Here is a 22,524-nt window from a genome sequence, read left to right as displayed (position 1 = left end):
TAGATCGGAGGCATACATATACTCCTAAAATCGCCGCTTTCGCAGTGGGCAACCGGCGGCCTCTTCACAATTTGGCCTTGCCTTGTGTGAACAGTCGGAATGAAAGCAGAACATTTTCTGGTCTTTCAGGTCCGAATCACTACATTGGCCGCATGACGAACAGTTTCGACGACATTCCGTTCTTCGACGAAGAACCCCAGCAGGCGCAGCGTAAGGCCCCCGCCCTGGCGCAGCCGGCCGGAAACGGCAGCCTCGGCATCGCGGCGCGCGCCATGGCGGCCCGCGACCAGAACCGGGCGCCGGACTATCTCGCAGGCCTCAACCCGGAACAGCGCGAAGCGGTCGAGACGCTCGACGGCCCTGTCCTCGTGCTCGCGGGCGCGGGCACGGGCAAGACGCGGGTGCTGACCACCCGCATCGCCCACATCCTTGCGAGCGGCCGGGCCTTCCCTTCGCAGATCCTTGCCGTCACCTTCACCAACAAGGCGGCGCGCGAGATGAAGGAACGCGTTGGCGTTCTGGTCGGCGGCGCGGTCGAGGGCATGCCCTGGATGGGCACCTTCCACTCGATCGGCGTGAAACTGCTGCGCCGCCATGCGGAAATGGCGGGCCTTCGCTCCGACTTCACCATTCTCGACACCGACGACGTGGTGCGGCTGATCAAGCAGCTCATCCAGGCCGAGGGGCTGGACGACAAACGCTGGCCGGCAAAACAGTTCGCCGGCATGATCGACACCTGGAAGAACAAGGGCCTGACCCCGCCGGACATTGCCGAGGGCGACGCGCGCGCGTTTGCCAACGGCAAGGGCCGCGAACTCTACGCCGCCTATCAAAACCGCCTGCGCACGCTGAACGCCTGCGATTTCGGCGACCTTCTGCTGCATCCGATCGCGATCTTCCGCAAGAACCCGGACCTCTTGAAGGAATATCACGGCAAGTTCCGCTATATCCTGGTCGACGAGTACCAGGATACCAACACGGCGCAGTACATGTGGCTGCGGCTGCTCGCCCAGCGGCCGAAAGACATTCCCCAGAACGTCTGCTGCGTCGGCGACGACGACCAGTCGATCTATGGCTGGCGCGGCGCGGAAGTCGACAACATCCTTCGCTTCGAGAAGGATTTTCCGGGCGCCAAGGTGATCAAACTGGAGCGCAACTATCGCTCCACCGAGCACATCCTCGGCGCCGCCGGCCACCTGATCGCCCATAACGAGGGCCGGCTCGGCAAGACGCTGTTCACCGACCGCTCCGATCCCGACGACGAGAAGGTGGTGGTGCATGCCGCCTGGGATTCGGAAGAGGAAGCGCGCGCCGTCGGCGAGGAGATCGAGAACCTCCAACGGGGCAAGCACAAGCTCAACGACATGGCGATCCTGGTGCGCGCCTCCTTCCAGATGCGCGAATTCGAAGACCGGTTCGTGACATTGGGCCTCAACTACCGCGTCATCGGCGGCCCGCGCTTCTACGAGCGGCTCGAGATCCGCGACGCCATGGCCTATTTCCGCATAGTCTGCCAGCCATCCGACGACCTTGCCTTCGAGCGGATCATCAACACCCCGAAACGCGGCTTGGGCGACACGACCGTGCGCTACCTGCACGACTATGCCCGCGCCCGCGACATCCCCATGCTGCAGGCCGCCGCCGACATCATCGAGACCGACGAACTGAAGCCCAAGGCGCGCAAGGCGCTGTTCGACGTGGTGACCGATTTCCGCCGCTGGCAGGGCCTGCTCGAAAACACGTTGCACACCACGCTCGCCGAGCAGATCCTCGACGAGAGCGGCTATACCGCCATGTGGCAGAACGACAAATCCGCGGAAGCGCCCGGAAGGCTCGAAAACCTCAAGGAACTCGTGCGTTCCATGGAGGCCTTCGAGAGCATGCGCGGCTTCCTCGAGCACGTGTCGCTGGTCATGGATGCCGAGACCAACGAAAACCTCGACGCCGTCTCGATCATGACGCTGCATTCGGCCAAGGGCCTGGAATTCGACACCGTTTTCCTGCCCGGCTGGGAGGAAGGCCTGTTTCCGCACCAGCGGGCGCTCGACGAGGGCGGCCGCTCAGGCCTGGAGGAGGAACGCCGCCTCGCCTATGTCGGCCTGACGCGCGCAAAACACCGCTGCCATATCTGGTTCGTCTCGAACCGCCGCATCCACGGCCTGTGGCAATCGACCATGCCGTCGCGTTTCCTCGACGAACTGCCGGCCGCCCATGTGGATGTCGCGGCCTCCGACAGCAATTACGGCGGTTATGGCGGGCGCGGCGGCTACGGCCAGTCGCGTTTCGACAAGGCCGATCCCTTCACCAACAATTATTCCACACCCGGCTGGAAACGCGCCCAGGCCAACAAGACCGACGCCACCCGCGACAACTGGGGCACCCGCTCCGGCCATGCCGTGGAACGCATCGGCTACGGCGAAAGCGGCCCTCGCACCCGCACCATCGACGGCGAACTAGTGGCCAAATCGGTGGCCGACACCCCTTCGCAGTTCTCGGTCGGGGATAGGGTGTTTCACGTCAAGTTCGGCAACGGCAATATTTCGGCGATCGAGGGCAACAAGCTGACGATCGAGTTCGACCGGGCCGGGCAGAAGCGGGTGCTGGACGGGTTTGTGGAGCGGGTTTGATGTGTTCAGGCCGCCGCTCTGAACGTCTCTATGCGACTGGAAATATCGATTATCTTTGCAGTCCTGCCCAAGAGAGCAAGATGTGGTGTATTATGCTTTTCTAGTGCGACAGCGATACGAGTAGGAGCGTCATGTCCGAGGTCTTTTACGTCAAGAAATTTGGCCACTGCAGCGTTAACGGATGCCGCATGCGGCGACACAATGTCGAAAACCGAATGTCCGTTCTCGTTCTTTAATACCGCATCAAATTGCCATTGCGAACTCGCGCCCATGAACGCAGCCTCTCTGGCAACATAAGCTCCTGGAAACGCTGCTTCGAGCCGCTCCCAGAGTTTAGTCCGCTGATCGGAAGCATGCTCCTCCGAAAGCTTTTCAGCGGTTCGATCGACTGCGAGCTTCGAGGCATTTGCGACAGCGATTGAGGCGGCAACCAATGCTTCGCGCGGCACCTCGATATCGAAAATCATGTCGCTATCGAAACGAACAGCATATCTTTCCGCGGCAGCACGGGCGATCCGAGTAAATATAGCGCGTCCGCCCATAAGCTCCGCTTCACGACGGCCAGCGCCATGATCCGATATGAAGTAGCCCGTTGGACTCTCCTGGAAACGCAATGCTACGCGCGCGCCTCCGGGATAAACAAGCGGCGTAACAATCAGCGCACCGTCGTTGCCAACTTTCGAATAGGACAAAGCGCGCGCAACTTCTTCCGCAATTTGATTGACTGAAAGCCCGTTGATCATAGCAGACTCCCGTTCCATTCTGGCATCGGTAGGTTGTCGCATTCTTTGATGTTAAAACTGCGACCCACAACCTGACAAATCTCTCGAAAAGATCCCGGCTCTTCATCCAAAGGCGATGCATTAGGCAGATTGCCTAGAGCCGTAAAGGCGTCAGTCCCGAGTCTAACATTATCGTCATACGAATGAATGTGTGAACCGTTAACGTCGGCGGCAAGACCAAACTTCCGCCAATACCTGTTTGAATGTGGCCCATAAGGATGAAAGTCAATACGGCTTATGCAGGTCCACCTTTCCGCATGCAACACTTCAAACGTAACAGTAATATCTTCCATTGGCCGGTCTGCCCAGGCGCAAAAACGAACGCGCACGCCCTCCAATGCAATATCGTGCTTGTCGGCGAGTTGCACCAGCAGTTGAATCCGCTGCGCCGATTTAGACTTTAATGAGGGTATGCCTTTGTCGCGATTGTCGTAAACCACCTGCAGGAACTCCCAGGTCGGCCAGTCGAAGACCGATTTGGGATCGCCGAGTAAGCTCCGCCATTCCTGGAACAGAACGTTCTCATCAAGTGGCACGGCTCCCCCTTTTGGTCGAAACTATACTCTTCACGACATTCACACTTTTTAAGTGTGATCCGTCAAGTTGACAGTTGTTGCCTCTCCTTGGCCCCTGTGCCAACTAGGATCGATCATTGGAAATTTTCACCTGGCAAGCCTCTGCGCGGCCGTGAGATTTTTGAATTTTAAGGGAGGACACCATGAAAGCCATCATCACGGCCCCAGGCGGGCTCGATGCCCTGAAACTCGTCGATCTCCCAGACCCCGGCAAACCGGGTCGCGGCGAAATCCGGGTGGCGCTGCATGCGAGTTCGATCAATTTCCATGACCTCAGCGTCGCAAGCGGCAGGACGCCGACCGACGGGCGGGTGCTGATGGCGGATGGGGCCGGCGTGGTCGAGGCGGTCGGCGAAGGGGTGAGCGAGTTCAGGCCGGGGGACCACGTCGTCTCCTGCTTCTTTCCGGACTGGCAGGACGGTCCGCCTTTACCCGGCGGTTTTTCGCGTACGCCGGGCGACGGCATCGATGGGTTTGCGACCGAATATGCGGTGCGGCCGGCGGCGGCCTTCACGCTGGCGCCAAAAGGGTTCAGCCATGTGGAAGCGGCGACGATCACCACGGCGGGGCTGACCGCCTGGCGGGCGCTTGTCGAACTCGGCAGGCTGAAGGCCGGTGAGACGGTGCTGGCGCTCGGCACGGGCGGCGTGTCGATCTATGCGCTGCAGATCGCCAGAGCCATGGGCGCACGGGTGGCGATCACCTCCTCCTCCAACGACAAGCTGGAGCGCGCCAAAAAACTCGGCGCCGAGTTTACGGTGAACTACAAGGACAATGCCGACTGGGGCAAACAGGTCTTCGACTGGACCGGCGGCCGCGGCGTCGACCATGTGGTGGAGGTCGGGGGGCCGGCAACGCTCGGCCAATCCATCCAGGCGGTGAAGATGGGCGGCCACATCGCCATGATTGGCGTCTTGACCGGCCCGCGCGGCGAGGTGCCGACCGCGGCGCTGATGGGCAAGCAGGCGGTTCTGTCCGGCATTCTGGTCGGCAGCCGCCGACAGCAGCAGGATTTCGTCCGGGCGCTCGATACGGGCCTGGTGAAGCCGGTGATCGACAAGGTGTTTCCGCTCGAACAACTCGCCGACGCGTTTCGCTACGAGATGAGCGGCAGCCATTTCGGCAAGATCGGCATCGAGTGGTGATCGGTCGGGCGGAGGTTTTCCTTGCGGAGAACCCCTGCCCCGGCTACCTCGGGACCAGACCAGGCGATCAGGGAGCGGCCCCATGTTTCTCACCAATCAGGACGTCATCGAGCTCACCGCCTGGCGGCGCAAGCTGCATTCCATGCCGGAGGTATCAGGCGAGGAGATTGCCACCGCCGCCGAGGTGCAAGGGTTCCTCGCCGATACGGCGCCCGACCGGGTCGTGACCGGCCTTGGGGGAACCGGCGTCGCGGTCGTCTACGACAGCGGGCTTCCCGGCCCGACCATCCTGTTCCGCGCCGAGCTGGACGCGCTGCCGATCGAGGAAATCGGCTTGCCGGACCATCGCTCGAAAATCCCCGGCAAGGGCCACATGTGCGGGCACGACGGCCATATGGCCATGCTCGCGGCACTTGGGCGGCAGTTCGGCCGCGAAAGGCCGAAGTGCGGCCGCGCCATCCTGCTTTTTCAGCCGGCGGAAGAGACCGGCGCCGGCGCCGCGGCGGTCGTCGCCGACGAGACGTTCAAGGAACTGGTGCCGGACTACAGTTTTTCCCTGCACAACATGCCGGGCCTGCCGCTCGGCCACGCCTGGCTGAAGGACGGGATCGTCAACTGCGCCTCGCGCGGCCTGCGGATCGCGCTGACCGGGCGCACGGCGCATGCCTCCATGCCGGAGACGGGCATCTCGCCGGTACCGGCGGTCGCAACGCTGATGCCGGCGCTGACCGCCCTCAGCCAGGGCTCGATCGCAACGGGCGACATGGTGCTGGCAACGGTGACACATGCCTCGATCGGCGAACCTGCGTTCGGCATCGCCCCCGGCCATGCCGAGGTGTGGGTGACACTGCGCACGATGACCGACAGCCAGATGGAAGCGCTGACCGCCAGAGCCGAGGGCCTGGTTCGCGAGATCGCGGCAGCTGGCAATCTGAAATGCGAGATGGATTATCACGACATCTTCGGCCATTGCGAAAACCATTCCGAAGCCGCCGAGATGCTGCGGGCGGCGATGGATGCTGAGGGCGTTCCCCACGATATCGGTGAGACGATGCGCGGCTCGGAGGATTTCGGACGGTTCGCGACAGTCTCGAAATCGGCAATGTTCTTCCTCGGCGCCGGCGAAAACATGCCGAACCTGCACAATCCGAACTACGATTTCCCCGATGACCTGATCCCGATCGGCACGAAAATCTTCATGCGCGTGGCGCGGGATATTCTCGGCTGATGTCTTGAACGGGTGACGCTTCATGCAGCGTCACCACCATCCAGTCCCGGTCAAGCGTCGCTGTTACCGAACAGCTTGGCGATGAACCCGCCATCGGTGCCCCGTCCGGGGCGCTTGCCGTCCCACTTGGGAACGATCACCATGTGGGTTATGTCGCCGCGCTGGAAAGCCTTCAGGAACTTGTCGTAATCGGCGAAGGCGACGCAGCCGTGCGAGTCGCCGCGCACCCGCAGCAGGAAGCTGTGGGCAAGCAGGCCGGTGCGGCCCTGCGGCGCCCTGCCGTCGACCGGCGTCAGGCGGATCGCCGCGACGCCGTGGAACAGCTTTTCGCGCATCGACAGCTTGTAGGTGCCGGGCGGCGTCGGGCCACGCATCTTCACATGCGTATATTTCGGGTTGTCGCGCATGCTGCCGATGCCGGAATGCGCCTCGAGCTTGGAGCCGTTCGGCATGTAGACCATGCCGCCGGAGATATCGTAGACGGCCACTTTCGTGCCGATCCCTGGCCAGGCCGGCGCGGATTGCGACGGGCGGGTGGGCTCCTCGCGCATCGGATTGTCGGGCTTGGCAAAGGCGAGCGCGGTCGGCTTGTCGTCGCCGTCATCCGTCTTGGCAGGCTTTTGCGGCGCGACAGCGGCGATGGCCGCCAGGGCTGCCGGCTTGTTTGGCTTGTCGGCGGCGGAGCCCGGACGGATCACCGGGAGCGGACCGGCCTTCGGCAGGGCATGAGAAGGCGCCGCGGGAACGGCCTCCTCGACCACCGCGACCTCGTTCTCGTCGGCACCGTCTTCTTCCAACGCAGTTTCTTCAAGCGCGGCCATTTCGACCGGCTTCATGTCCTTGAGCCCGTCAACGGTGGCAACCGTCTCGGCATCCTGGATCATATCCGGCAAGGTGCCGGTCGCCGAGCGGGGCGCCACGACCACGAGGCTTTCCATCGCAGGACCGAGCACCGCGCGGATCGCATTGGCGTCCGGACGGGCTTTTTCGAGTGCGGCAAACCGCTGCTCGTGCTCCTGATGCCGGGCGGCCTTCGCCATTGCCACGGTCAGCACCCGGCTGACGTTGGAAAGATCCGGCTTGCGGGCTTCAAGGGCAGCCACATCGGCGCCAGCAAGACGATTGCCCTTGGAATCGGCAGGCGCGCTGCCCGGAAGGCGGGAGAATTTCGAAACGTCGATCTCGCGTTCACGCGTCGCAACAGCAGGAACGGCAAGAGCGATCGGTTTTGCCAACGCCGTCTCAAATTTCACATCGGAAGCCGACTTGACGGCGGTCGCCATGGTAACCATCGACGCACCCATCAGGGCGGCGACCGTCAGGCCAAAACCGACCGTGACATTGACCAGGAGAGAGCGGGATTTCTTGCGGCGCTGCGGAGCTTTGCCTGCCTGCCTGCCATTTACCGACGTCTGGACCGAACGCGCCATCACTCGTTACCCGAACCGTTACTCACACAGGCGGGGATCGCTTCCGCGAGACCGCCAACACAACCCTGGCGAGCGCTGAGCAAACGAAGATTTTGCTCACTGCCGCCTATCGACTGCATGTGAGGATGAACGATTATGGTAACCAATGTCTTTACGTCGCCCCGATTTGGTTTCGGTGGTGCACATAAAAGCGCATGCCGTCGGAAGTTTAACCGAATTGCGGCAACAGGGTGTCCGCCCCGTGCACAATTGAGGCTAGTCAAGCCAACGACCGTTGCTGTTTAGCCACAAAATCCAAGTCTTTCAAGGCTTATCACAATTTTTATACCATTTCCCTCTCCGCCCGCCGCCGACCCTCGGCCACATATTCCGACAGCAGTGCCTTGGCGACGTCCATGACGGCCCGAACCCGAGGTGTATACCGAAGCCGCTCATGGGTGATCAGCCAGATCTCCGCGGCAGGCGGTATCCCGGGCCGGAAGCAGTGAATCAGGTCCTCGTCACCGGCCGCCAGGAACTCCGAAAACAGCCCTATGCCCAGCCCGCTGCGAATGCTCGACAGCGTTGCAGAGACAGAGCTCTGCCGCACCACGATCGCCCTCTCGGGGTAGTTTTCCCGCACCCACAGAACGGCGGGATGATCCTTGATATGCGGGTCCAGGGCGATCAGCGAATGCCGGTGAAGCTCTCCGACATCACGGGGCACGCCGTGGCTGTCGGCATAGTCACGGCTGCAATAGAGGCTCCAGATGTCGTCGGCGATCCGTACGCCGACGAGGCCGGCGTCGGTCGGACGGGCGGCGGCGCGCAGCGCGATATCGGCTTCCCCTCGTGCAAGATCGAGCCGGCTGTCGGTCGTCACCACATGCAGGCTGATATTGGGATGCGTCGCCTTGAGGCGGCTGATCAGCATAGGCAGGAAGCGCGCCGCAAACACATCGTTGGTGGTGAAACGGACGCTTCCGGCAATCTCGCGGGAGACCGCGTCGATCGCGTTGGAAAACGCCTCCATCGCGTTGCGCACATCTGCCGCGGGGCCGATCAGCGTCCGACCGATATCGGTGAGATCGTAGCCGGTGCGCCTTTTGTCGAACAGTTCGACGCCGAGGCCCTGTTCCAGCCCGGCGATGCGCCGCGATACCGTGCTCTGGCTCACCTTCAGGTTCCGCGCAGCGGAGAGCGTCGAGCCGGTCTCGGCTACGGCGAGCAGAAAGCGCAGGTCGTCGTAGTTCAGCTGGCCCATGGGTCGGTTATGCAAAAACGGTGAACGATGAAGCAGAAACGGTGTTTGCGGTTGTTCCGCCGCCAATCTACACGCCTTTCATCGCCGGCGGAACTGGCCTTGCCGCCCGTTTCCCCGGCACTTTCCCGTTCGACAGATCGGCCCCGTCAACAGCTTGCGAGAGACAGACCCCATGCCGAAAGCGCTCGTGCCTGCCCATACCAGGATCGTCAACCGTTTCAACAAGGAGACCTTCGTCTTCACCGACCCGGTGGAAAGCGAGGCTCTGTCCAAATTCGATGTCATCCTCGAAAAGGGTGGCTCGGGCGGCGGCAATGCGATTGCCCATATCCATCCGAAGGCGGACGAATATTTCCACATCCACAAAGGCCGCCTGATGATCATGATCGAAGGCGTCGAACATTTTGCCGATGCCGGCGAGACCGTCATGGTGCCGCGCGGAAAAGCGCATTTCTTCCGCAATGCCGGCGATGGCGAGGCCCATGCCACGGTGTCGTTCACGCCCGGCCAGAAGCATCTGCGTTTTTTCGTCAACCTTGCCGCGTCGACCGTGCTCACGCCGGAGAATTTTTCGCCGCAGGGGGACCCGAAGCTGCTGGCCATCGCGCTGAAGCTTCACGCCTATCGCGACCATCTCTATCTCGCCGGCCCGCCGATCTGGGTGCAGAAGCTGATGTTCGCCGCCCTCGCCCCCATTTCCAGGCTGATGGGGTATCGGCTGATCGTGGGTCCGAACGACGATCTGCTCGGCAGGGACGCGATGCTCGATCTGGCGACGGAACCGCGCTGACTGCTGCGCTGCAAAACACATCGGCCTTGATCCCGCCTCCCACCCTTGGCATCCTCCAGCGATCCAGGATTCGGAGGACGACCGATGAAAGCGCTGCTCCTGATCGACATTCAGAACGGCTTTTGCCCGGGCGGCAACCTGCCCGTGGCGCACGGCGACGAGATCGTCCCGGTCGCAAACCAGCTGATCGAAGGCGGCGGTTACGACGTCATCGTCGCCTCGCAGGACTGGCACCCCGAAAACCACGGCAGTTTTGCCTCCCGGCATCCGGGCAAGAAACCGTTCGACATGGGCGAACTGTCCGGCCAGCCGCAGGTCATGTGGCCGGACCATTGCGTGCAGGGCACGCCGGATGCGGAGTTCCACCCGGACCTCAACGTCGAGGCGGTGGACTATATCCAGCAGAAGGGCGAGAACCCTGCGGTCGACAGCTATTCCGCCTTCCGCGACAACGACCAGGCCGCAATAACCGGCCTTGCTGGCTATCTGAGAGCCCAGCAGGTGACAGAACTCGATCTCTGCGGGCTCGCGACCGACTATTGCGTTAAATTTTCCGCTCTCGACGCTGTGGAAATGCTGCCGGACGTAAAAGTGCGCTTCATCGAGGATGCAAGCCGTGGCATCTACCCGGAAGGCGTCAGGAGCGCCATCGCCGAGATGAGGGCAAAAGGCATCGGCATCGTGACGAGCAAGGATATCCTTGCCGACTGATCGCCACGGGCAGACGAGCCCGTCAGTTCAGCGGAATCGATCATTGCATCAACCCAATTGAATTGCGCCGCCTGTCGCTGGGCTCTAAAGCCGTGCGAAAAGGATTTCTTCGATGAATCGCAGCGAATTCAACCAGGGTATGAAAGGCGGCCTTCTCATCGCCCTCTCCTCGGCGCCCTTTGCGGTGCTGTTCGGCGCCGTGGCGAGCGATAACGGCCTGTCGGTCATGGAAGCCGGCCTGATGAGCGCCACCGTCTATGCCGGCGCCAGCCAGCTCGTCGGCATCGAACTTTTCGGCCACCAGGTGGCGCCGTGGCTGATCGTGCTCTCCGTCTTTGCCGTGAATTTCCGCCATATCCTCTATTCGGCGGCGCTCACTCGCTATATTTCCCATTTCTCGCCGGTCCAGAAGTTCTTCACCTTCTTCGTCCTGACCGATCCGCAATTCGCGGAAGCCGTGCAACGTGGCGAAAGCGGCCGGGGCGTCAGCTTCCCCTGGTATATCGGCTTTGGCGCCGCGATCTATTTTCCCTGGCTGTTCTTCAGCGTCGTCGGCGCTTTTTTCGGGCGGATGATGGGGGATCCGCGAGCGCTTGCAATCGACGTGCTGCTGCCGGTCTATTTCCTCGGGCTGGTCATCGGTTTTCGTCGCAAGCCGGGCTTTTATCCGGTAGTGGCGGCAAGCGCGCTCGGCTCGGTGCTCGGCTATCATTTCGTCGGCTCGCCCTGGCATGTCAGCATCGGTGCCGCGGTCGGCGTGGTCGCCGCCGCCCTCCTGCCATTGTCCACGGAACCCGCGCCGGTGACGGCTGTCGCCGAGACGGAGATCTGACATGGCAGACCAGCTCTCGATGGACATGGTCGTCCTGATCCTCGCCGCAGCGGTCGCAACCTTCCTCACCCGCATCGGCGGTTATGTGCTGATCACCCGGATGAAGACGATCCCGCCGCGCATGGAACAGGCCCTCAACGCCGTGCCGGCAGCGGTTCTGACCACGCTCGTCGCCCCCGCCTTCTTCAACGGCGGCTGGGACGTGAAGATCGCCATGCTGGCGGCACTTGTGGTTGGGGTCCGGTATCCGGGCCTCTTGCTGCTCGGCGCCGGCTGGGCGGCAGCGATGATCTGCCGCCACCTCCTGGGCTTCTGAACTAAAGACGCCCGGCTTCAGAAAAGCGGCTCTGTCGCTTTCACCAGCCAGGTCTTGACCGCGTCGTCCTCGATCAGCGGCAGCAGCTTTTCGCGCACGGCGGCGTGGTAGCCGTTCAGCCAGGCGAGCTCCTCGGCGGTCATCAGGTCAGGCAGCACCAGGCGACGGTCGATCGGGCACCAGGTCAGCGTCTCGAAGGCGAGCATCGGCTGGTCGCCGCCGTCGATCTCTTGCGGACCCTTCACATAGATCAGGTTCTCGATACGGATCCCAAAAGAGCCGGGACGGTAATAACCGGGCTCGTTCGAAAGGATCATGCCGGGCAGCAGTTCCTGGGTCGCCAGCCGCGAGATCCGCTGCGGTCCTTCATGCACCGAGAGATACGAACCGACGCCGTGGCCCGTGCCATGCGCATAATCGCCGCCGGCCTTCCACAGCGCGATGCGGGCGAGCGGATCGAGATCGCAGCCGCGCGTGCCCTTGGGAAACCGCGCCGTGCTGATGCCGATCATGCCCTTCAGCACCAGCGTGAAGAAACGCTTGTGCTCCTCCGGAACAGAGCCGACCGCGATCGTGCGGGTGATGTCGGTCGTGCCGTTGACATATTGCGCGCCCGAATCGACCAGGAAAAGCTCGCCCGCTTCGAGCTTGCGGTTGGTCTCGGTCGTCACCCTATAGTGGATGACCGCGCCATGTTCGCCGGCGCCGGAGATCGTGTCGAAGGAAATGTCCTTCAGCGGGTTCTGCATGTTCTGGCCGACGCGGGCACGGGTCGCCTCCAGCGCCTTGACCGCGTCGATCTCGGTGATCGTGCCGGGCGCCTGGGCGTCGAGCCAGCAGAGATATTCGACCATTGCGGCGCCATCCTGCAGATGCGCCTTGGCCGAACCTTCGAGCTCCTCGCGGTTCTTGCAGGCACGCGGCAGTTTTGCCGGATCGGAAGCCTCGACCACCTCCCCGCCGGCCGCCGTGATCGCCCTGGTGAGCGCCAGCGGCGTCAGCTCGGGGTCGATGAGGATCTTTGCGCCGTCCGCCGAGAAGGCCGCAAGCCGCGCGAGAAACTCCGAAGGCGGACGCTGGACGGCGATCTGGGCGAGATAGGCGGCCTGTTCGATACCGGTCTTCATCTGGTCGAGAAAAATCTCGGCCTTGCCGTCGGCCGGAATGATGGCCCGCGACAATGGGTAGGGCGTGTGCGGCACGTCATCGCCGCGGATGTTGAAAATCCAGGCAACCGAGGTCGGATCGGCCACAACGACCGCAACAGCCCCCTTCTCCTTCACCTGTTCGGCGATCGCCGCGATCTTTTCGCTTGCTAGCGTGCCGGCATGTTCCTGCTTCTGAATGGAGACGGCGCCGAGCGGTTCGGCCGGCCGATCGGTCCAGATCGCATCGAGCGGATTGGCATCGAGCAGCACCAGCGAACCGCCGATCTCGGCCAGCGCCTTTTCAAGCCGGCGCACTTCCGCCCCCGCATGCAGCCATGGATCGATGCCGAGCCGGAAACCTTTTGCACCGTGGCGCGGCAGCCAGACATGCGGCGGTTCGTTGACGAGATCGCCCGCGGTGAAGACCGAGCCATCCACCTGTTCGGCAAGCTGGGTGACGTAACGTCCGTCGACGAAAACGATAGCCTCACGCTGCGTGACCAGCGCCATGCCGGCCGATCCGGTGAAGCCAGTGAGCCAGGACAAGCGTTCGGCCGAGGCCGGTACGTATTCACCCTGGTATTCGTCGGCACGGGGGACGAGAAAACCGTCAATGCCGAGATCGGCGAATCTCGCCCTGAGCGCGCTGACGCGATCGCGGCCGAACTGCGGGGCGGACTTCACTTCGAAGGACTGGAACATGAGGTTGTTTTCCGGGCTGCCTGATTCCGAGAGATTGAAACCATGTTAGCCGATCTTCGACAGACATTGCCAGACGGGCCGGATGAGCGGCGATTGTGCATCTGCTCAACAGGTCTGGCGCAGATCTGGCCGTCCTATGCAACAAACGCATACCACCAATGAGAGAAGCCCTCTCACTGTGCAGTGCAGCAATCGCTATATTCACATCATCGAACGGGCGCCGAACAAGGCCCGTATCAAAAGGATCGCTTCCATGGCCAACTCTTTCTTCCGCAATGCCTTCAACCGCGTGGTCGAAGCGCGCGAGCGTCAGGTTGCCCGCTACGTCAACGGCGCCCTGCTGAACCTCGACGATGAAACGCTGAAGGGCCTCGGCACCAGCCGCGAAGAACTCCGCCGCAAGGGTGCCCAGAGCTACGTATTCTAAGCTGCGTAATCCTGATCATACGGCCGGCGCGGGCTCTCCTCCCTCACCCGCCCCGGCTTTCAGGATACGAGGCCCGCTTGAGCAGATCCTCCCTCACGCTCGCGGGTAGATCAGTCCCGGAACTGATCGCAAGGCGGCACCACTGGTGTCGCCTTTTTGCTGTCTGCAGCAGAAGCCATGCAGATAGCTCAATGCTGCATTGCGAAATGGATCACCGGCTGCGCAGATGGATCGTCACCCAGCCATTGCGCCATATGGTGCGGACATGGGCGAGATGGACGCCGCTATAGGCGGCCAGCACCTTCCAGCGCTGTCCCGCCAGGATGCCGGACAGGATCACCGACCCGCCAGGCGCCAGATGTGCCGCCAGCTGCGGCGCCATCTTCATCAGCGGCCGCGCGAGAATGTTGGCGATGATCAGGTCGAACGGCCCTTCCCGACCGAAGGCCGGCGAATGAAATCCCGGCGCGGTCTCCAGGCGGATGCCGCCGGATATGCCGTTGCGTCGGACATTCTCCCGCGCCACCCGCACGGCGACAGGATCAATGTCGGTCGCGAGCACGGGAATATTGCGCAGCTTGCGCACGGCAATCGCCAGCACGCCGCTGCCCGTTCCAAGATCGAGAGCGTTGCGAACGGGTCTTGCGCGCATCACGTCCTCGATCACTTCGAGGCAGCCGGCGGTGGTGCCGTGATGGCCGGTGCCGAAGGCCTGGCCCGCATCGATCTCGATGGCGATGTCATTGACCTTCACCTTGTCGCGGTCATGCGACCCGTGGACGATGAACCGCCCGGCCCTTACCGGCTTCAGCCCCTCCAGCGACTTGGCGATCCAGTCGATATCCGGAATGACCTCCCTCTGGATTTCCAGAGCGGGAAAGGCCTGGGCGAGACCTTCGGCGATGCGCTCACGCACGATCTCCTCGTCGTCCGCCATCATGTAGACGGAGGCTTCCCAGATATCCTTCTTCTCATCGACCTCGGTGGTGGCGATGGCGAAATCCTCCTCGCCGAAGACCTCCGACAGGATATCGAGGATCTCGGTCGCACCTTTTTCGGTGGACGTGACGTAAAGGCGGATTTCGCTCAAGGAAACGGTCTCTCAGCTATTGATCGGTGGCGGAGAGGATTGCCACAGAAGCCCTGTCGGCTTCAACGTCAAACGTATCAGCCCTTGATCAGATTTTCGAGCTTCTTGATCGCGACGTCCGGGTTTTCGCCATAGGCAATCGTGCCAGCAAAGCGCCCGCCATCGTCGAGTAGGAATACCGACGCCGTGTGATCCATGGTGTAGTCGCCGTTCGGATCCTTTTCGTCGACCGGAACCTTCTTGAAATAGACCTTGAAGCCCTTGGCCATCTCCTGGACCTTGGCTGGCGGGCCGGAAATGCCCTTCACCCGGTCGGTGACATTGGAAACGTACTGGCCGAGCAGTTCAGGACTGTCGCGCTCCGGATCGATGCTGACGAAATATCCGTTGAGCTTCGTGCCGTCCGGATCGACCTTGTGCAGCCAACCATTGAGCTCGAACAGCGTCGTGGGGCAGACTTCCGGACAATGGGTGAAGCCGAAGAACAGCGCCGTCGGCTTGTCCTGAAACGCCTTCTCGGTGATCGGCTGGCCGTTCTGGGCGACGAGCTGGAACGGTACGCCAAAGGGACCTTCGGCAAGCTGCTGTTTCGAACGCGTCAATGTCAGCGTCAGCGCCACCAGCACGCCCGCCAACACAACGACGGCGATCCACAGAACGATTCGGAAGCTCTTCATCAGTATCTCTTCAGCTCAGGCCAAGTTGAGGGAGCGATAGACCCGAGCCGGCGGGCGCGCAATTCAAGAAGTCGTTTTCGAAAGACATCGCGCTGATTTGTCTCAACGGCAAGGCAGCGGTCAGAAACACCAGGAAAGACCGGTTTCATCGAGCGTCAGCAGGATGGAAGAGCCGAACCGGAGCCAGCCGTAAAAGGCGATGCCGCCGAGCCCGAGCAAGAGCAGGCTCAGGGCGGTGATCAGCGGCAGTCGGTAACCGTCGAGTGTGCTATCCATGGTGTTCAATCTACAACCTTTTCCGGCTTCTTGGAAGGTGGCACAACCTCCAAACAAGCTTAGCGTAAGATTAATATCTGTCTGAGATCTTACGACGGCGAAGGTGGTTCACGAATCGTTGCGGCACATGGGGGTGAGATGCAGAACGCATCGCACCGAGTGCCGCGATATCGCGAGAACCCCAAAGACATGACGTCGCCGATATCGGCTCGCTCCCTGTTCCCATCTCTATCCGAAAGCTTGCCGGACCTGTCCGGCGCCGGGAGAATTTCTGCAGCATGACGGCAAAACCCATTCGCAAGACGCTATCGGTCAATCACCGGCTATGGACGCTGGCAGGATCCGCCTTTGCCGGCATCGGCGCCATGCTGCTTGTCGGCTGGTACGAGGGCCACCAGGTCAACGAAGCGCTGCAGCGCGCCACCGAGATCCGGGAACACGTGGATACCGTCAACGGCATGCGCATCGCCAACCTGGAACTCGTCCTGGCAGCGATGGACACGATCGTCGACCGCGACGACAAACGCGTCGATCCCGCCCGGCTGAAGGCGATGGCGGACTCCATCGACAAGTTGAAAAGTTCTTCGGGCGATCTGAAGAAACTCGCGGCCGACATCGGCAATCCAGGCCTCGTTGCAAGTTTCGAAACGGATCTCGCGGCCGTTTCCACCGCGATCCAGGTCGATCTCAGAAAAATGGTCGAAACCGGCGCATCCGACGAAGCCTATGACAAGATCGACGACGTTATCGACGGTGCCGGCGAACGGGTCGGCACAACGCTCGAGACAGCAGCCGTCGCAGGCGAAAAGCTTGTCAGCAATCGCGTCCAGGAGGCGAACACGCTTTCCTCGAACGCTCTTTATGTGCAGCTTGCCTGCGGTCTGATCGCACTGGTCGCCATGGCAATCCTGCAAAGCGTTCATGGCGGCGCCATCCGGCGCGGCATCGACGGGGTCCGCGCCAGCATGCAGCGGATCATCGGTGGCGACTACAGCACCGCCGTGCCCGGCATCGACCGCGGCGACGAGATCGGCGAGATGGCGCGCGCCACCGATATCTTCCGGCTTGCGGCCGTCGAGCGCCAGACCCTGGAGAACAGCCTGGACGACGAACGCCGCCGGAACGAAACCCAGCGGCAGGCGAGCGAATCGGAACAGAAGGCCGAAGCCCAGGCGCTGCATTTCGCCGTCGATTCGCTTGCAACCGCGCTCAACCGTCTTTCCGAAGGCGACCTCGCAGCCGCCCTCGACCGTCCCTTCCGCGGAGATCTTGAGCGCCTGCGCACCGACTTCAACCGGGTCGTCGAGCGCCTGCGCCACATCATGACAGAGGTCGCCAACAGCTCCAGCTCCATCGGCGCCAACGCCAACCAGATGCGCTCCGCTGCCGACGACCTGGCGAAGCGGACCGAGAAGCAGGCGGCCTCGCTCGAGGAAACATCGGCAGCCCTCGAAGAAATCACCGCGACCGTACGCAACGCCACCAGCCGCGCCGAGGAAGCGACGCAGATGGTAAGCGATGCCAAGGACTATACCGAAAAGTCCTCCGGCGTGGTTCGCGATGCCACGGCCGCCATGGGGCGGATCGAGGGCGCGACCGCCGAAATCGGCAAGATCATCAACGTCATCGACGAAATCGCCTTCCAGACCAACCTGCTGGCTCTCAATGCCGGGGTCGAGGCGGCCCGTGCGGGCGAGGCCGGCAAGGGTTTTGCCGTCGTCGCCCAGGAAGTGCGCGAACTCGCCGGGCGCGCCGCTGGCGCGGCCAAGGACATCAAGGCACTGGTCACCCGTTCGAACCACGAGGTCAAGACCGGCGTGGACCTGGTGAAGGCGACGGGCGACGCCCTGACCCGGATCGGCGACGACGTGCTGAAAATCAACGATCACGTTCACGCGATTTTCACTTCTGCGCGCGAACAATCGACCGGACTAACCGAGATCAATATGGCGATCGGCCAGATGGACCAAGCAACGCAACAGAATGCCGCAATGGTGGAGCAGAGCACTGCCGCCAGCCATTCGCTGGCCAGCGATGCCGAAAACCTGAACAAGCTGATCGGCCATTTCCAGATCCGTGGAGGCAATGGCCCTCGCGCCGTCGAGGCTGCGAGCGCTTCCACGCCACCCAAACCATCGCCCGCACTCAACTTGATGAACAAGCTCGCGGGAGCCTTCAGCAACAGCCCCACCTCCGCCAAGCCGAAGGCCGTGGGATCCTCAGACAAATGGGAAGAGTTCTGACATGACCAACGCCATCAAGCAGTCCGGCGCCTACCTCGAAATCGTCTCCTTTCATCTCGGAGACCAGGAATTCTGCATCGACATCATGGCGATCCGCGAAATCCGCGGCTGGGCGCCGGTGACCCCGATGCCGCACACCCCGCCTTACGTGCTCGGCCTCATCAACCTGCGCGGCGCGGTGATCCCGGTCATCGACATGGCCTGCCGCCTCGGCATGAAGATGACCGAACCGTCGGAACGCTCCGCGATCATCGTCACGGACATCGCCGGCAAGCTGGTCGGCCTGCTGGTCGAACAGGTATCGGACATGATGACCATCCGTGGGGAAGACCTGCAGCCGGCCCCGGAAATCATTCCGGAAGCCCAGCGCGCCTTCTGCCGCGGCATCGTGGCGCTCGAAAAGACCATGGTCTGCTTCCTGAACCTCGACACCGTCATCGCCGACGAACTCGCGCGCGAAGCCGCGTAATCTGCGGCGCAAAAAAGTTCGAAACTATGTCCGGATCTCCCGTTACACGCAGATGTGACGGGAGATTAACTTATTGTAATCATTGCTTATTTGTAACAATTTTAAACGGAACCGAGGAAGCGGCTCCACGTTCTCCTGCCGCAAACGCCCAACCGGACCGCTTCAAAAGCTCTTCGGCTGGTTTACCCAAGATAGGAGAACGACCATGAACAAGGCTTTTGCTCTCGCAGTCCTGATGTCCGCCGCCACGGTGGGAACGGCCTATGCCCGCGATATGGGCATGACGGCAAAACCCGCCGGCGACGTCGCCATCGTCTACACCGACCCGGAAATCGATAACAGCGCAAAGCGGCTGGACGTTCCGGACGCCTTCATCCATCCGGATCAGGCCACCATCCAGAAGGCGCAGAACGAAGTGAAGACCGACCGCGCGCTGCGCGCCGATCTTCTGAGCCACAACGTCGAACTGAACAACGTCGTGGCGATCGACACCGCCGCCGATGGCAGCCGGATCGTCTACGTCCGCTGATTAGCCCACCATTCCCCACGGATTTCAAAACCGGGTTCGCTTGCCGAGCCCGGTTTTGTCGTTTTGCCGGCCATCCTGTTGACCTCAGCCACACCGCATGACTGTATTCGTCGACGGGATGCAACATGGCTTGCGTCCCATGCTTTGGGAGGAGCGCGCTTGAGCGACAGAGTTGACGCCATCGTGGTGGGCGCGGGCCTTTCGGGTCTCGTCGCCGCGACCGAACTTGCAGATGCCGGCCGCTCCGTCGTCATCCTCGACCAGGAACCGGAACAGAACCTCGGCGGCCAGGCCTTCTGGTCGCTCGGCGGGCTGTTTCTCGTCGATTCTCCCGAGCAGCGGCGGATGGGCATCCGCGATTCGCTCGACCTCGCCTGGCAGGACTGGCTCGGCACCGCCGGTTTCGACCGCGAGGAGGACCACTGGCCGCGCCTCTGGGCAGAAGCCTATGTGGCCTTCGCCGCCGGCGAAAAACGCTCCTGGCTCAGGCAGATGGGACATCGCATCTTCCCCATCGTCGGCTGGGCCGAGCGTGGCGGCGGCTCGGCGACCTCGCACGGCAATTCCGTGCCTCGGTTCCACACCACCTGGGGCACCGGCCCCGGTGTCGTCGAACCGTTCGAGCGACGGGCGCGCGAGGCGGAAAAAAGCGGCAGGATCCGCTTTCTCTGGCGGCACCGCGTCGACAACCTGGTCAAGACCGGCAGCGCCATAACAGGGGTTGCAGGCACGGTCCTTGCGGCGAGCACGGCGCTGCGTGGCGAGGAAACCTCCAGGACACCGGCCGGTGACTTCGAGATCGGCGCGCCGATCGTCATCGTCGCTTCGGGAGGCATCGGCGGCAACCAGGACCTCGTACGGCAGATGTGGCCGGCAAGGCTGGGGCGACCACCGGCCTTCATGGTCTCGGGCGTGCCGAAACACGTGGACGGGCGGATGCTCGGCATCACCCGGGCAGCCGGCGGGCAGGTGATCAACCGCGACCGCATGTGGCACTACACGGAAGGCCTGAGAAACTGGAACCCGATCTGGCAAAACCATGGCATCCGGATCCTACCGGGCCCCTCCTCGCTCTGGTTCGACGCGACGGGCAAGCGCCTGCCCGCCCCTTTTTATCCCGGCTACGATACGCAGGGCACGCTGCAGCACCTCATGGCGACCGGCTACGACCATAGCTGGTTCGTGCTGAACCAGAGCATCATCCGCAAGGAATTCGCGCTCTCCGGCTCGGAGCAGAACCCGGATCTCACCGGTCGCGACTGGAAGCTGACGGCCAAACGGGCGATCGGCAGGAAGGCGACCGGGCCTGTGGAGGCCTTCAAGGAACATGGCGAGGATTTCGTGATCGCCGAGAACCTTGGCGAGCTGGTGGCCGGCATGAACCGGCTTGTCGGCAGCAATCTTCTGGACCTCGCCCAAATCGAGCGCGAGATATCGGCCCGCGACGGCCAGGTGGCCAATCCCTTTGCCAAGGATGCGCAGATCATGGGCATCCACAATGCCCGCCGCTCGCTCGGCGAAAAGCTGGTGCGGACTGCAAAACCGCACCGCATTCTCGATCCGGCGCACGGACCGCTGATCGCGGTGAGACTGAACATCCTGACGCGCAAGACGCTCGGGGGGATCGAGACGGATCTCTCGGCCCGCGTGCTCGGTGAGAACGGAGAAGCGATCCCGGGGCTTTATGCCGTCGGCGAGGCCGCCGGTTTCGGCGGTGGCGGCATGCACGGCTATCGGGCGCTCGAAGGCACCTTTCTCGGCGGATGTCTGTTTTCCGGCCGCAATGCCGGCCGGGCAGCGGCGGCCGCCCTTGGCTGAGCCTTGTGGTTACGGCTTGGGCTTGCCGTTCTTCCAGGCGACGTTCTGGTTGTAAAGCGGGATTGTCGAGATGGCCATCTTGGCAGAACCGTCCACCACCTGCCGCGAGTGAGCGAGATAGATCAGTGTGTCGTTGGCGTTGTCGTAGATGCGCTTGACGAGCAGGTCCTTCCAGATCAGCGAGCGGCCCTGCCGGAACACTTCCTCGCCGCCCTTGCCAAGGTCGATCTCGCCGATCTCGATTGGGCCTGTCTGGCGGCAGGCGATCGAATTGTTGGACGGATCCTCGAACCAGTTGCCATTCTTCAGCCGGTCGATGATGCCGCGCTCGAAATAGGTGACGTGGCAGGTGACGCCCTTCACCTGCGGATCGGCGACCGCCTCGACGATGATGTCGTTGCCGATCCAGTCGACGCCGACCTCGCCGACCACCTGGGCGGAAACGGGAAGGACAAGCGTGCCGAGCGCAAAGGCTGCGGCGGATGCAAGGCAGGCAAGGCGGTTCATGGGGTGTCTCATGGGGAATTCGACTCCGGTAAACGATCCGTGATCAGAGATAAGGATTGCCGGAGCGGAAACAAGCAGGTACCGACGGAACTCCTATTTCATCCGGCAGGTGCAGGGCGCGTAACCGCCGGAAAACAGCCGGCCGACCTTCATGCCGATCATCTCCGGAATGTCGCGGACATGCGGCACGGCAAGCGATTTGGCGATCGCGATCGTCGCCCGCGCGCATACCGCCGCGTCCTCGGCCGCATTGTGGTGGGCGAACCGAAGACCGAGATGCTGGGCAAGGACGTTGAGCTTGTGCGAGCCGAGATGCGGCCAGACCTTCTGCGACATTTTTACGCTGCAGAGATAGGAAAGCTCCGGATAGCTCTGCCGATAGGCATCGAGGCAGGCGCGCCAGACACTGAAGTCAAAGGCGGCATTGTGGGCGATCATCGTCGCGCCGCGAAAATCGTCGGCGAACTCGTCCATCACTTCCGGAAACTCGCCGGCATCCTCGACATGTTCCGGCCGGATGCCATGGATCGCGACGTTGAAGGAGGAAAACCGCATGTCCTTCGGGCGGATCAACCGTTCCTCCACCCGCACGACCTCGTCGCCCTCCAGCCAGGCAAGCCCGATCGAACAGGCGCTGCCGCGCTGCTCGTTGGCGGTTTCGAAATCGATGGCGATGGTTTTCAAGGGCAGCTTCCGGGTGAAGGTCGGAGAACTTCTACAGGCGGGAATTCGATTCGGCAAAGACAGCGAGCACTTTCACCCTCTTGACGCCTTAGCGCTTGTCTGAGACCTTGCGCGCCATGATCCGTTTCGCCGCCCACATGCATCTTACCGTGACCATTCACCCCGCAGGGTGTGTGGCGGTTTTGGCGCGTTAACCGGTCATCCGTCCACCAACCCCTGCCGATGGCAGGGTTCGGTGTTTCCGCTCTGCCTCGGCGAAGACCAAGGAGAGCACG

Annotated in this window: 22 protein-coding genes; 12 read left to right on the top strand and 10 right to left on the bottom strand. The window is 62.4% G+C overall.

Annotated elements, in window-relative coordinates; genetic code table 11:
* Window positions 1-152: 152 nt before the first annotated feature.
* Window positions 153-2,627 (top strand): ATP-dependent helicase, encoded by a 2,475-nt coding sequence (locus tag ACZ9EJ_RS06715; protein ID WP_046639225.1) that lies wholly within the window; start codon window positions 153-155, stop codon window positions 2,625-2,627.
* A gap of 5 nt (window positions 2,628-2,632) precedes the next feature.
* On the opposite strand, the gene ACZ9EJ_RS06710 is transcribed toward ACZ9EJ_RS06715, so the two are convergent.
* Window positions 2,633-3,370, bottom strand: coding sequence for a hypothetical protein (locus ACZ9EJ_RS06710; RefSeq protein WP_046639224.1), 738 nt, complete (start codon window positions 3,368-3,370; stop codon window positions 2,633-2,635).
* Window positions 3,367-3,945: a hypothetical protein gene (locus ACZ9EJ_RS06705; protein ID WP_046639223.1), complete on the bottom strand. Its 579-nt coding sequence runs from the start codon at window positions 3,943-3,945 to the stop codon at window positions 3,367-3,369. Before ACZ9EJ_RS06705 ends, ACZ9EJ_RS06710 begins: the two co-directional genes overlap by 4 nt.
* A gap of 182 nt (window positions 3,946-4,127) precedes the next feature.
* On the opposite strand from ACZ9EJ_RS06705, the gene ACZ9EJ_RS06700 reads away from it, so the two are divergent.
* Window positions 4,128-5,129, top strand: a complete 1,002-nt coding sequence (locus tag ACZ9EJ_RS06700; RefSeq protein ID WP_046639222.1) for a zinc-dependent alcohol dehydrogenase family protein — start codon at window positions 4,128-4,130, stop codon at window positions 5,127-5,129.
* A gap of 82 nt (window positions 5,130-5,211) precedes the next feature.
* Entirely contained in the window at window positions 5,212-6,357 is a 1,146-nt protein-coding gene (locus ACZ9EJ_RS06695; RefSeq protein ID WP_046639221.1) for an amidohydrolase, read from the top strand.
* Window positions 6,358-6,407: 50 nt separating this feature from the next.
* On the opposite strand, the gene ACZ9EJ_RS06690 is transcribed toward ACZ9EJ_RS06695, so the two are convergent.
* Together ACZ9EJ_RS06690 and ACZ9EJ_RS06685 are read right to left on the bottom strand one after the other, a co-directional pair.
* Window positions 6,408-7,787, bottom strand: coding sequence for a DUF2778 domain-containing protein (locus ACZ9EJ_RS06690; RefSeq protein WP_052764535.1), 1,380 nt, complete (start codon window positions 7,785-7,787; stop codon window positions 6,408-6,410).
* A gap of 322 nt (window positions 7,788-8,109) precedes the next feature.
* Entirely contained in the window at window positions 8,110-9,030 is a 921-nt protein-coding gene (locus ACZ9EJ_RS06685) for a LysR family transcriptional regulator (protein WP_052764534.1), read from the bottom strand.
* A gap of 172 nt (window positions 9,031-9,202) precedes the next feature.
* Between ACZ9EJ_RS06685 and ACZ9EJ_RS06680 the strand changes: the two genes are divergently transcribed.
* The 4 genes from ACZ9EJ_RS06680 to ACZ9EJ_RS06665 all read left to right on the top strand — a co-directional run bounded on the left by ACZ9EJ_RS06680 (window position 9,203) and on the right by ACZ9EJ_RS06665 (window position 11,679).
* On the top strand, window positions 9,203-9,820 hold the full coding sequence (locus ACZ9EJ_RS06680; protein WP_046639220.1) for a cupin domain-containing protein: 618 nt from the start codon (window positions 9,203-9,205) through the stop codon (window positions 9,818-9,820).
* An 84-nt stretch (window positions 9,821-9,904) separates the two neighbouring features.
* Window positions 9,905-10,531 carry a bifunctional nicotinamidase/pyrazinamidase gene (gene pncA, locus ACZ9EJ_RS06675; protein WP_046639219.1) on the top strand — a complete coding sequence of 209 codons (627 nt, stop codon included), beginning with the start codon at window positions 9,905-9,907 and terminating at the stop codon, window positions 10,529-10,531.
* 112 nt (window positions 10,532-10,643) lie between these two features.
* Window positions 10,644-11,363, top strand: coding sequence for an AzlC family ABC transporter permease (locus tag ACZ9EJ_RS06670; protein WP_046639218.1), 720 nt, complete (start codon window positions 10,644-10,646; stop codon window positions 11,361-11,363).
* 1 nt (window position 11,364) lies between these two features.
* A complete protein-coding gene (locus ACZ9EJ_RS06665; RefSeq protein WP_046626038.1) occupies window positions 11,365-11,679 on the top strand; it encodes an AzlD family protein in 315 nt (104 codons plus the stop codon).
* Window positions 11,680-11,696: 17 nt separating this feature from the next.
* On the opposite strand, the gene ACZ9EJ_RS06660 is transcribed toward ACZ9EJ_RS06665, so the two are convergent.
* A complete protein-coding gene (locus tag ACZ9EJ_RS06660; RefSeq protein WP_046639217.1) occupies window positions 11,697-13,529 on the bottom strand; it encodes an aminopeptidase P family protein in 1,833 nt (610 codons plus the stop codon).
* A 253-nt stretch (window positions 13,530-13,782) separates the two neighbouring features.
* On the opposite strand from ACZ9EJ_RS06660, the gene ACZ9EJ_RS06655 reads away from it, so the two are divergent.
* Window positions 13,783-13,956 carry a hypothetical protein gene (locus tag ACZ9EJ_RS06655; protein ID WP_037087476.1) on the top strand — a complete coding sequence of 58 codons (174 nt, stop codon included), beginning with the start codon at window positions 13,783-13,785 and terminating at the stop codon, window positions 13,954-13,956.
* A 211-nt stretch (window positions 13,957-14,167) separates the two neighbouring features.
* On the opposite strand, the gene ACZ9EJ_RS06650 is transcribed toward ACZ9EJ_RS06655, so the two are convergent.
* From ACZ9EJ_RS06650 to ACZ9EJ_RS06640, 3 genes are all read right to left on the bottom strand, one after another.
* Window positions 14,168-15,046, bottom strand: a complete 879-nt coding sequence (locus tag ACZ9EJ_RS06650) for a 50S ribosomal protein L11 methyltransferase (protein WP_046639216.1) — start codon at window positions 15,044-15,046, stop codon at window positions 14,168-14,170.
* 77 nt (window positions 15,047-15,123) lie between these two features.
* The gene (locus ACZ9EJ_RS06645; protein WP_046639215.1) at window positions 15,124-15,723 is read right to left on the bottom strand and encodes an SCO family protein; all 600 of its coding nucleotides are present in this window, start codon (window positions 15,721-15,723) and stop codon (window positions 15,124-15,126) included.
* A 120-nt stretch (window positions 15,724-15,843) separates the two neighbouring features.
* Window positions 15,844-15,999, bottom strand: coding sequence for a hypothetical protein (locus ACZ9EJ_RS06640; RefSeq protein ID WP_167336317.1), 156 nt, complete (start codon window positions 15,997-15,999; stop codon window positions 15,844-15,846).
* A 278-nt stretch (window positions 16,000-16,277) separates the two neighbouring features.
* Between ACZ9EJ_RS06640 and ACZ9EJ_RS06635 the strand changes: the two genes are divergently transcribed.
* The 4 genes from ACZ9EJ_RS06635 (at window position 16,278) to ACZ9EJ_RS06620 (ending at window position 21,058) form a co-directional block, all read left to right on the top strand.
* Window positions 16,278-18,242 carry a methyl-accepting chemotaxis protein gene (locus tag ACZ9EJ_RS06635; RefSeq protein WP_046639214.1) on the top strand — a complete coding sequence of 655 codons (1,965 nt, stop codon included), beginning with the start codon at window positions 16,278-16,280 and terminating at the stop codon, window positions 18,240-18,242.
* A 1-nt stretch (window position 18,243) separates the two neighbouring features.
* Window positions 18,244-18,711: a chemotaxis protein CheW gene (locus ACZ9EJ_RS06630; RefSeq protein WP_037087389.1), complete on the top strand. Its 468-nt coding sequence runs from the start codon at window positions 18,244-18,246 to the stop codon at window positions 18,709-18,711.
* 205 nt (window positions 18,712-18,916) lie between these two features.
* Window positions 18,917-19,240 (top strand): hypothetical protein, encoded by a 324-nt coding sequence (locus tag ACZ9EJ_RS06625; RefSeq protein ID WP_046626022.1) that lies wholly within the window; start codon window positions 18,917-18,919, stop codon window positions 19,238-19,240.
* A gap of 159 nt (window positions 19,241-19,399) precedes the next feature.
* The gene (locus tag ACZ9EJ_RS06620; protein WP_046639213.1) at window positions 19,400-21,058 is read left to right on the top strand and encodes an FAD-binding dehydrogenase; all 1,659 of its coding nucleotides are present in this window, start codon (window positions 19,400-19,402) and stop codon (window positions 21,056-21,058) included.
* Between the two features lie 9 nt (window positions 21,059-21,067).
* On the opposite strand, the gene ACZ9EJ_RS06615 is transcribed toward ACZ9EJ_RS06620, so the two are convergent.
* Window positions 21,068-21,565 (bottom strand): CreA family protein, encoded by a 498-nt coding sequence (locus ACZ9EJ_RS06615; protein ID WP_046626018.1) that lies wholly within the window; start codon window positions 21,563-21,565, stop codon window positions 21,068-21,070.
* Between the two features lie 93 nt (window positions 21,566-21,658).
* The gene (locus ACZ9EJ_RS06610; protein WP_046639212.1) at window positions 21,659-22,249 is read right to left on the bottom strand and encodes a 3'-5' exonuclease; all 591 of its coding nucleotides are present in this window, start codon (window positions 22,247-22,249) and stop codon (window positions 21,659-21,661) included.
* Window positions 22,250-22,524 lie beyond the last annotated feature (275 nt).

This window comes from Neorhizobium sp. USDA 3394 (genome assembly GCF_056280385.1).
The sequence above is the reverse complement of the archived record's forward strand: the minus strand, read 5'-3'. Positions and strand labels throughout refer to the sequence as shown.

What these genes read in the sequence shown, in the direction of transcription:
- ACZ9EJ_RS06680 (WP_046639220.1), top strand. Translation starts at nt 9,203, where the DNA reads ATGCCGAAAGCGCTCGTGCCTGCCCATACCAGGATCGTCAACCGTTTC.
- ACZ9EJ_RS06660 (WP_046639217.1), bottom strand. Translation starts at nt 13,529, where the DNA reads ATGTTCCAGTCCTTCGAAGTGAAGTCCGCCCCGCAGTTCGGCCGCGAT.
- ACZ9EJ_RS06665 (WP_046626038.1), top strand. Translation starts at nt 11,365, where the DNA reads ATGGCAGACCAGCTCTCGATGGACATGGTCGTCCTGATCCTCGCCGCA.
- pncA (WP_046639219.1), top strand. Translation starts at nt 9,905, where the DNA reads ATGAAAGCGCTGCTCCTGATCGACATTCAGAACGGCTTTTGCCCGGGC.
- ACZ9EJ_RS06715 (WP_046639225.1), top strand. Translation starts at nt 153, where the DNA reads ATGACGAACAGTTTCGACGACATTCCGTTCTTCGACGAAGAACCCCAG.
- ACZ9EJ_RS06630 (WP_037087389.1), top strand. Translation starts at nt 18,244, where the DNA reads ATGACCAACGCCATCAAGCAGTCCGGCGCCTACCTCGAAATCGTCTCC.
- ACZ9EJ_RS06690 (WP_052764535.1), bottom strand. Translation starts at nt 7,787, where the DNA reads ATGGCGCGTTCGGTCCAGACGTCGGTAAATGGCAGGCAGGCAGGCAAA.
- ACZ9EJ_RS06700 (WP_046639222.1), top strand. Translation starts at nt 4,128, where the DNA reads ATGAAAGCCATCATCACGGCCCCAGGCGGGCTCGATGCCCTGAAACTC.
- ACZ9EJ_RS06685 (WP_052764534.1), bottom strand. Translation starts at nt 9,030, where the DNA reads ATGGGCCAGCTGAACTACGACGACCTGCGCTTTCTGCTCGCCGTAGCC.
- ACZ9EJ_RS06635 (WP_046639214.1), top strand. Translation starts at nt 16,278, where the DNA reads ATGACGGCAAAACCCATTCGCAAGACGCTATCGGTCAATCACCGGCTA.
- ACZ9EJ_RS06640 (WP_167336317.1), bottom strand. Translation starts at nt 15,999, where the DNA reads ATGGATAGCACACTCGACGGTTACCGACTGCCGCTGATCACCGCCCTG.
- ACZ9EJ_RS06695 (WP_046639221.1), top strand. Translation starts at nt 5,212, where the DNA reads ATGTTTCTCACCAATCAGGACGTCATCGAGCTCACCGCCTGGCGGCGC.
- ACZ9EJ_RS06710 (WP_046639224.1), bottom strand. Translation starts at nt 3,370, where the DNA reads ATGATCAACGGGCTTTCAGTCAATCAAATTGCGGAAGAAGTTGCGCGC.
- ACZ9EJ_RS06655 (WP_037087476.1), top strand. Translation starts at nt 13,783, where the DNA reads ATGGCCAACTCTTTCTTCCGCAATGCCTTCAACCGCGTGGTCGAAGCG.
- ACZ9EJ_RS06670 (WP_046639218.1), top strand. Translation starts at nt 10,644, where the DNA reads ATGAATCGCAGCGAATTCAACCAGGGTATGAAAGGCGGCCTTCTCATC.
- ACZ9EJ_RS06615 (WP_046626018.1), bottom strand. Translation starts at nt 21,565, where the DNA reads ATGAACCGCCTTGCCTGCCTTGCATCCGCCGCAGCCTTTGCGCTCGGC.
- ACZ9EJ_RS06625 (WP_046626022.1), top strand. Translation starts at nt 18,917, where the DNA reads ATGAACAAGGCTTTTGCTCTCGCAGTCCTGATGTCCGCCGCCACGGTG.
- ACZ9EJ_RS06645 (WP_046639215.1), bottom strand. Translation starts at nt 15,723, where the DNA reads ATGAAGAGCTTCCGAATCGTTCTGTGGATCGCCGTCGTTGTGTTGGCG.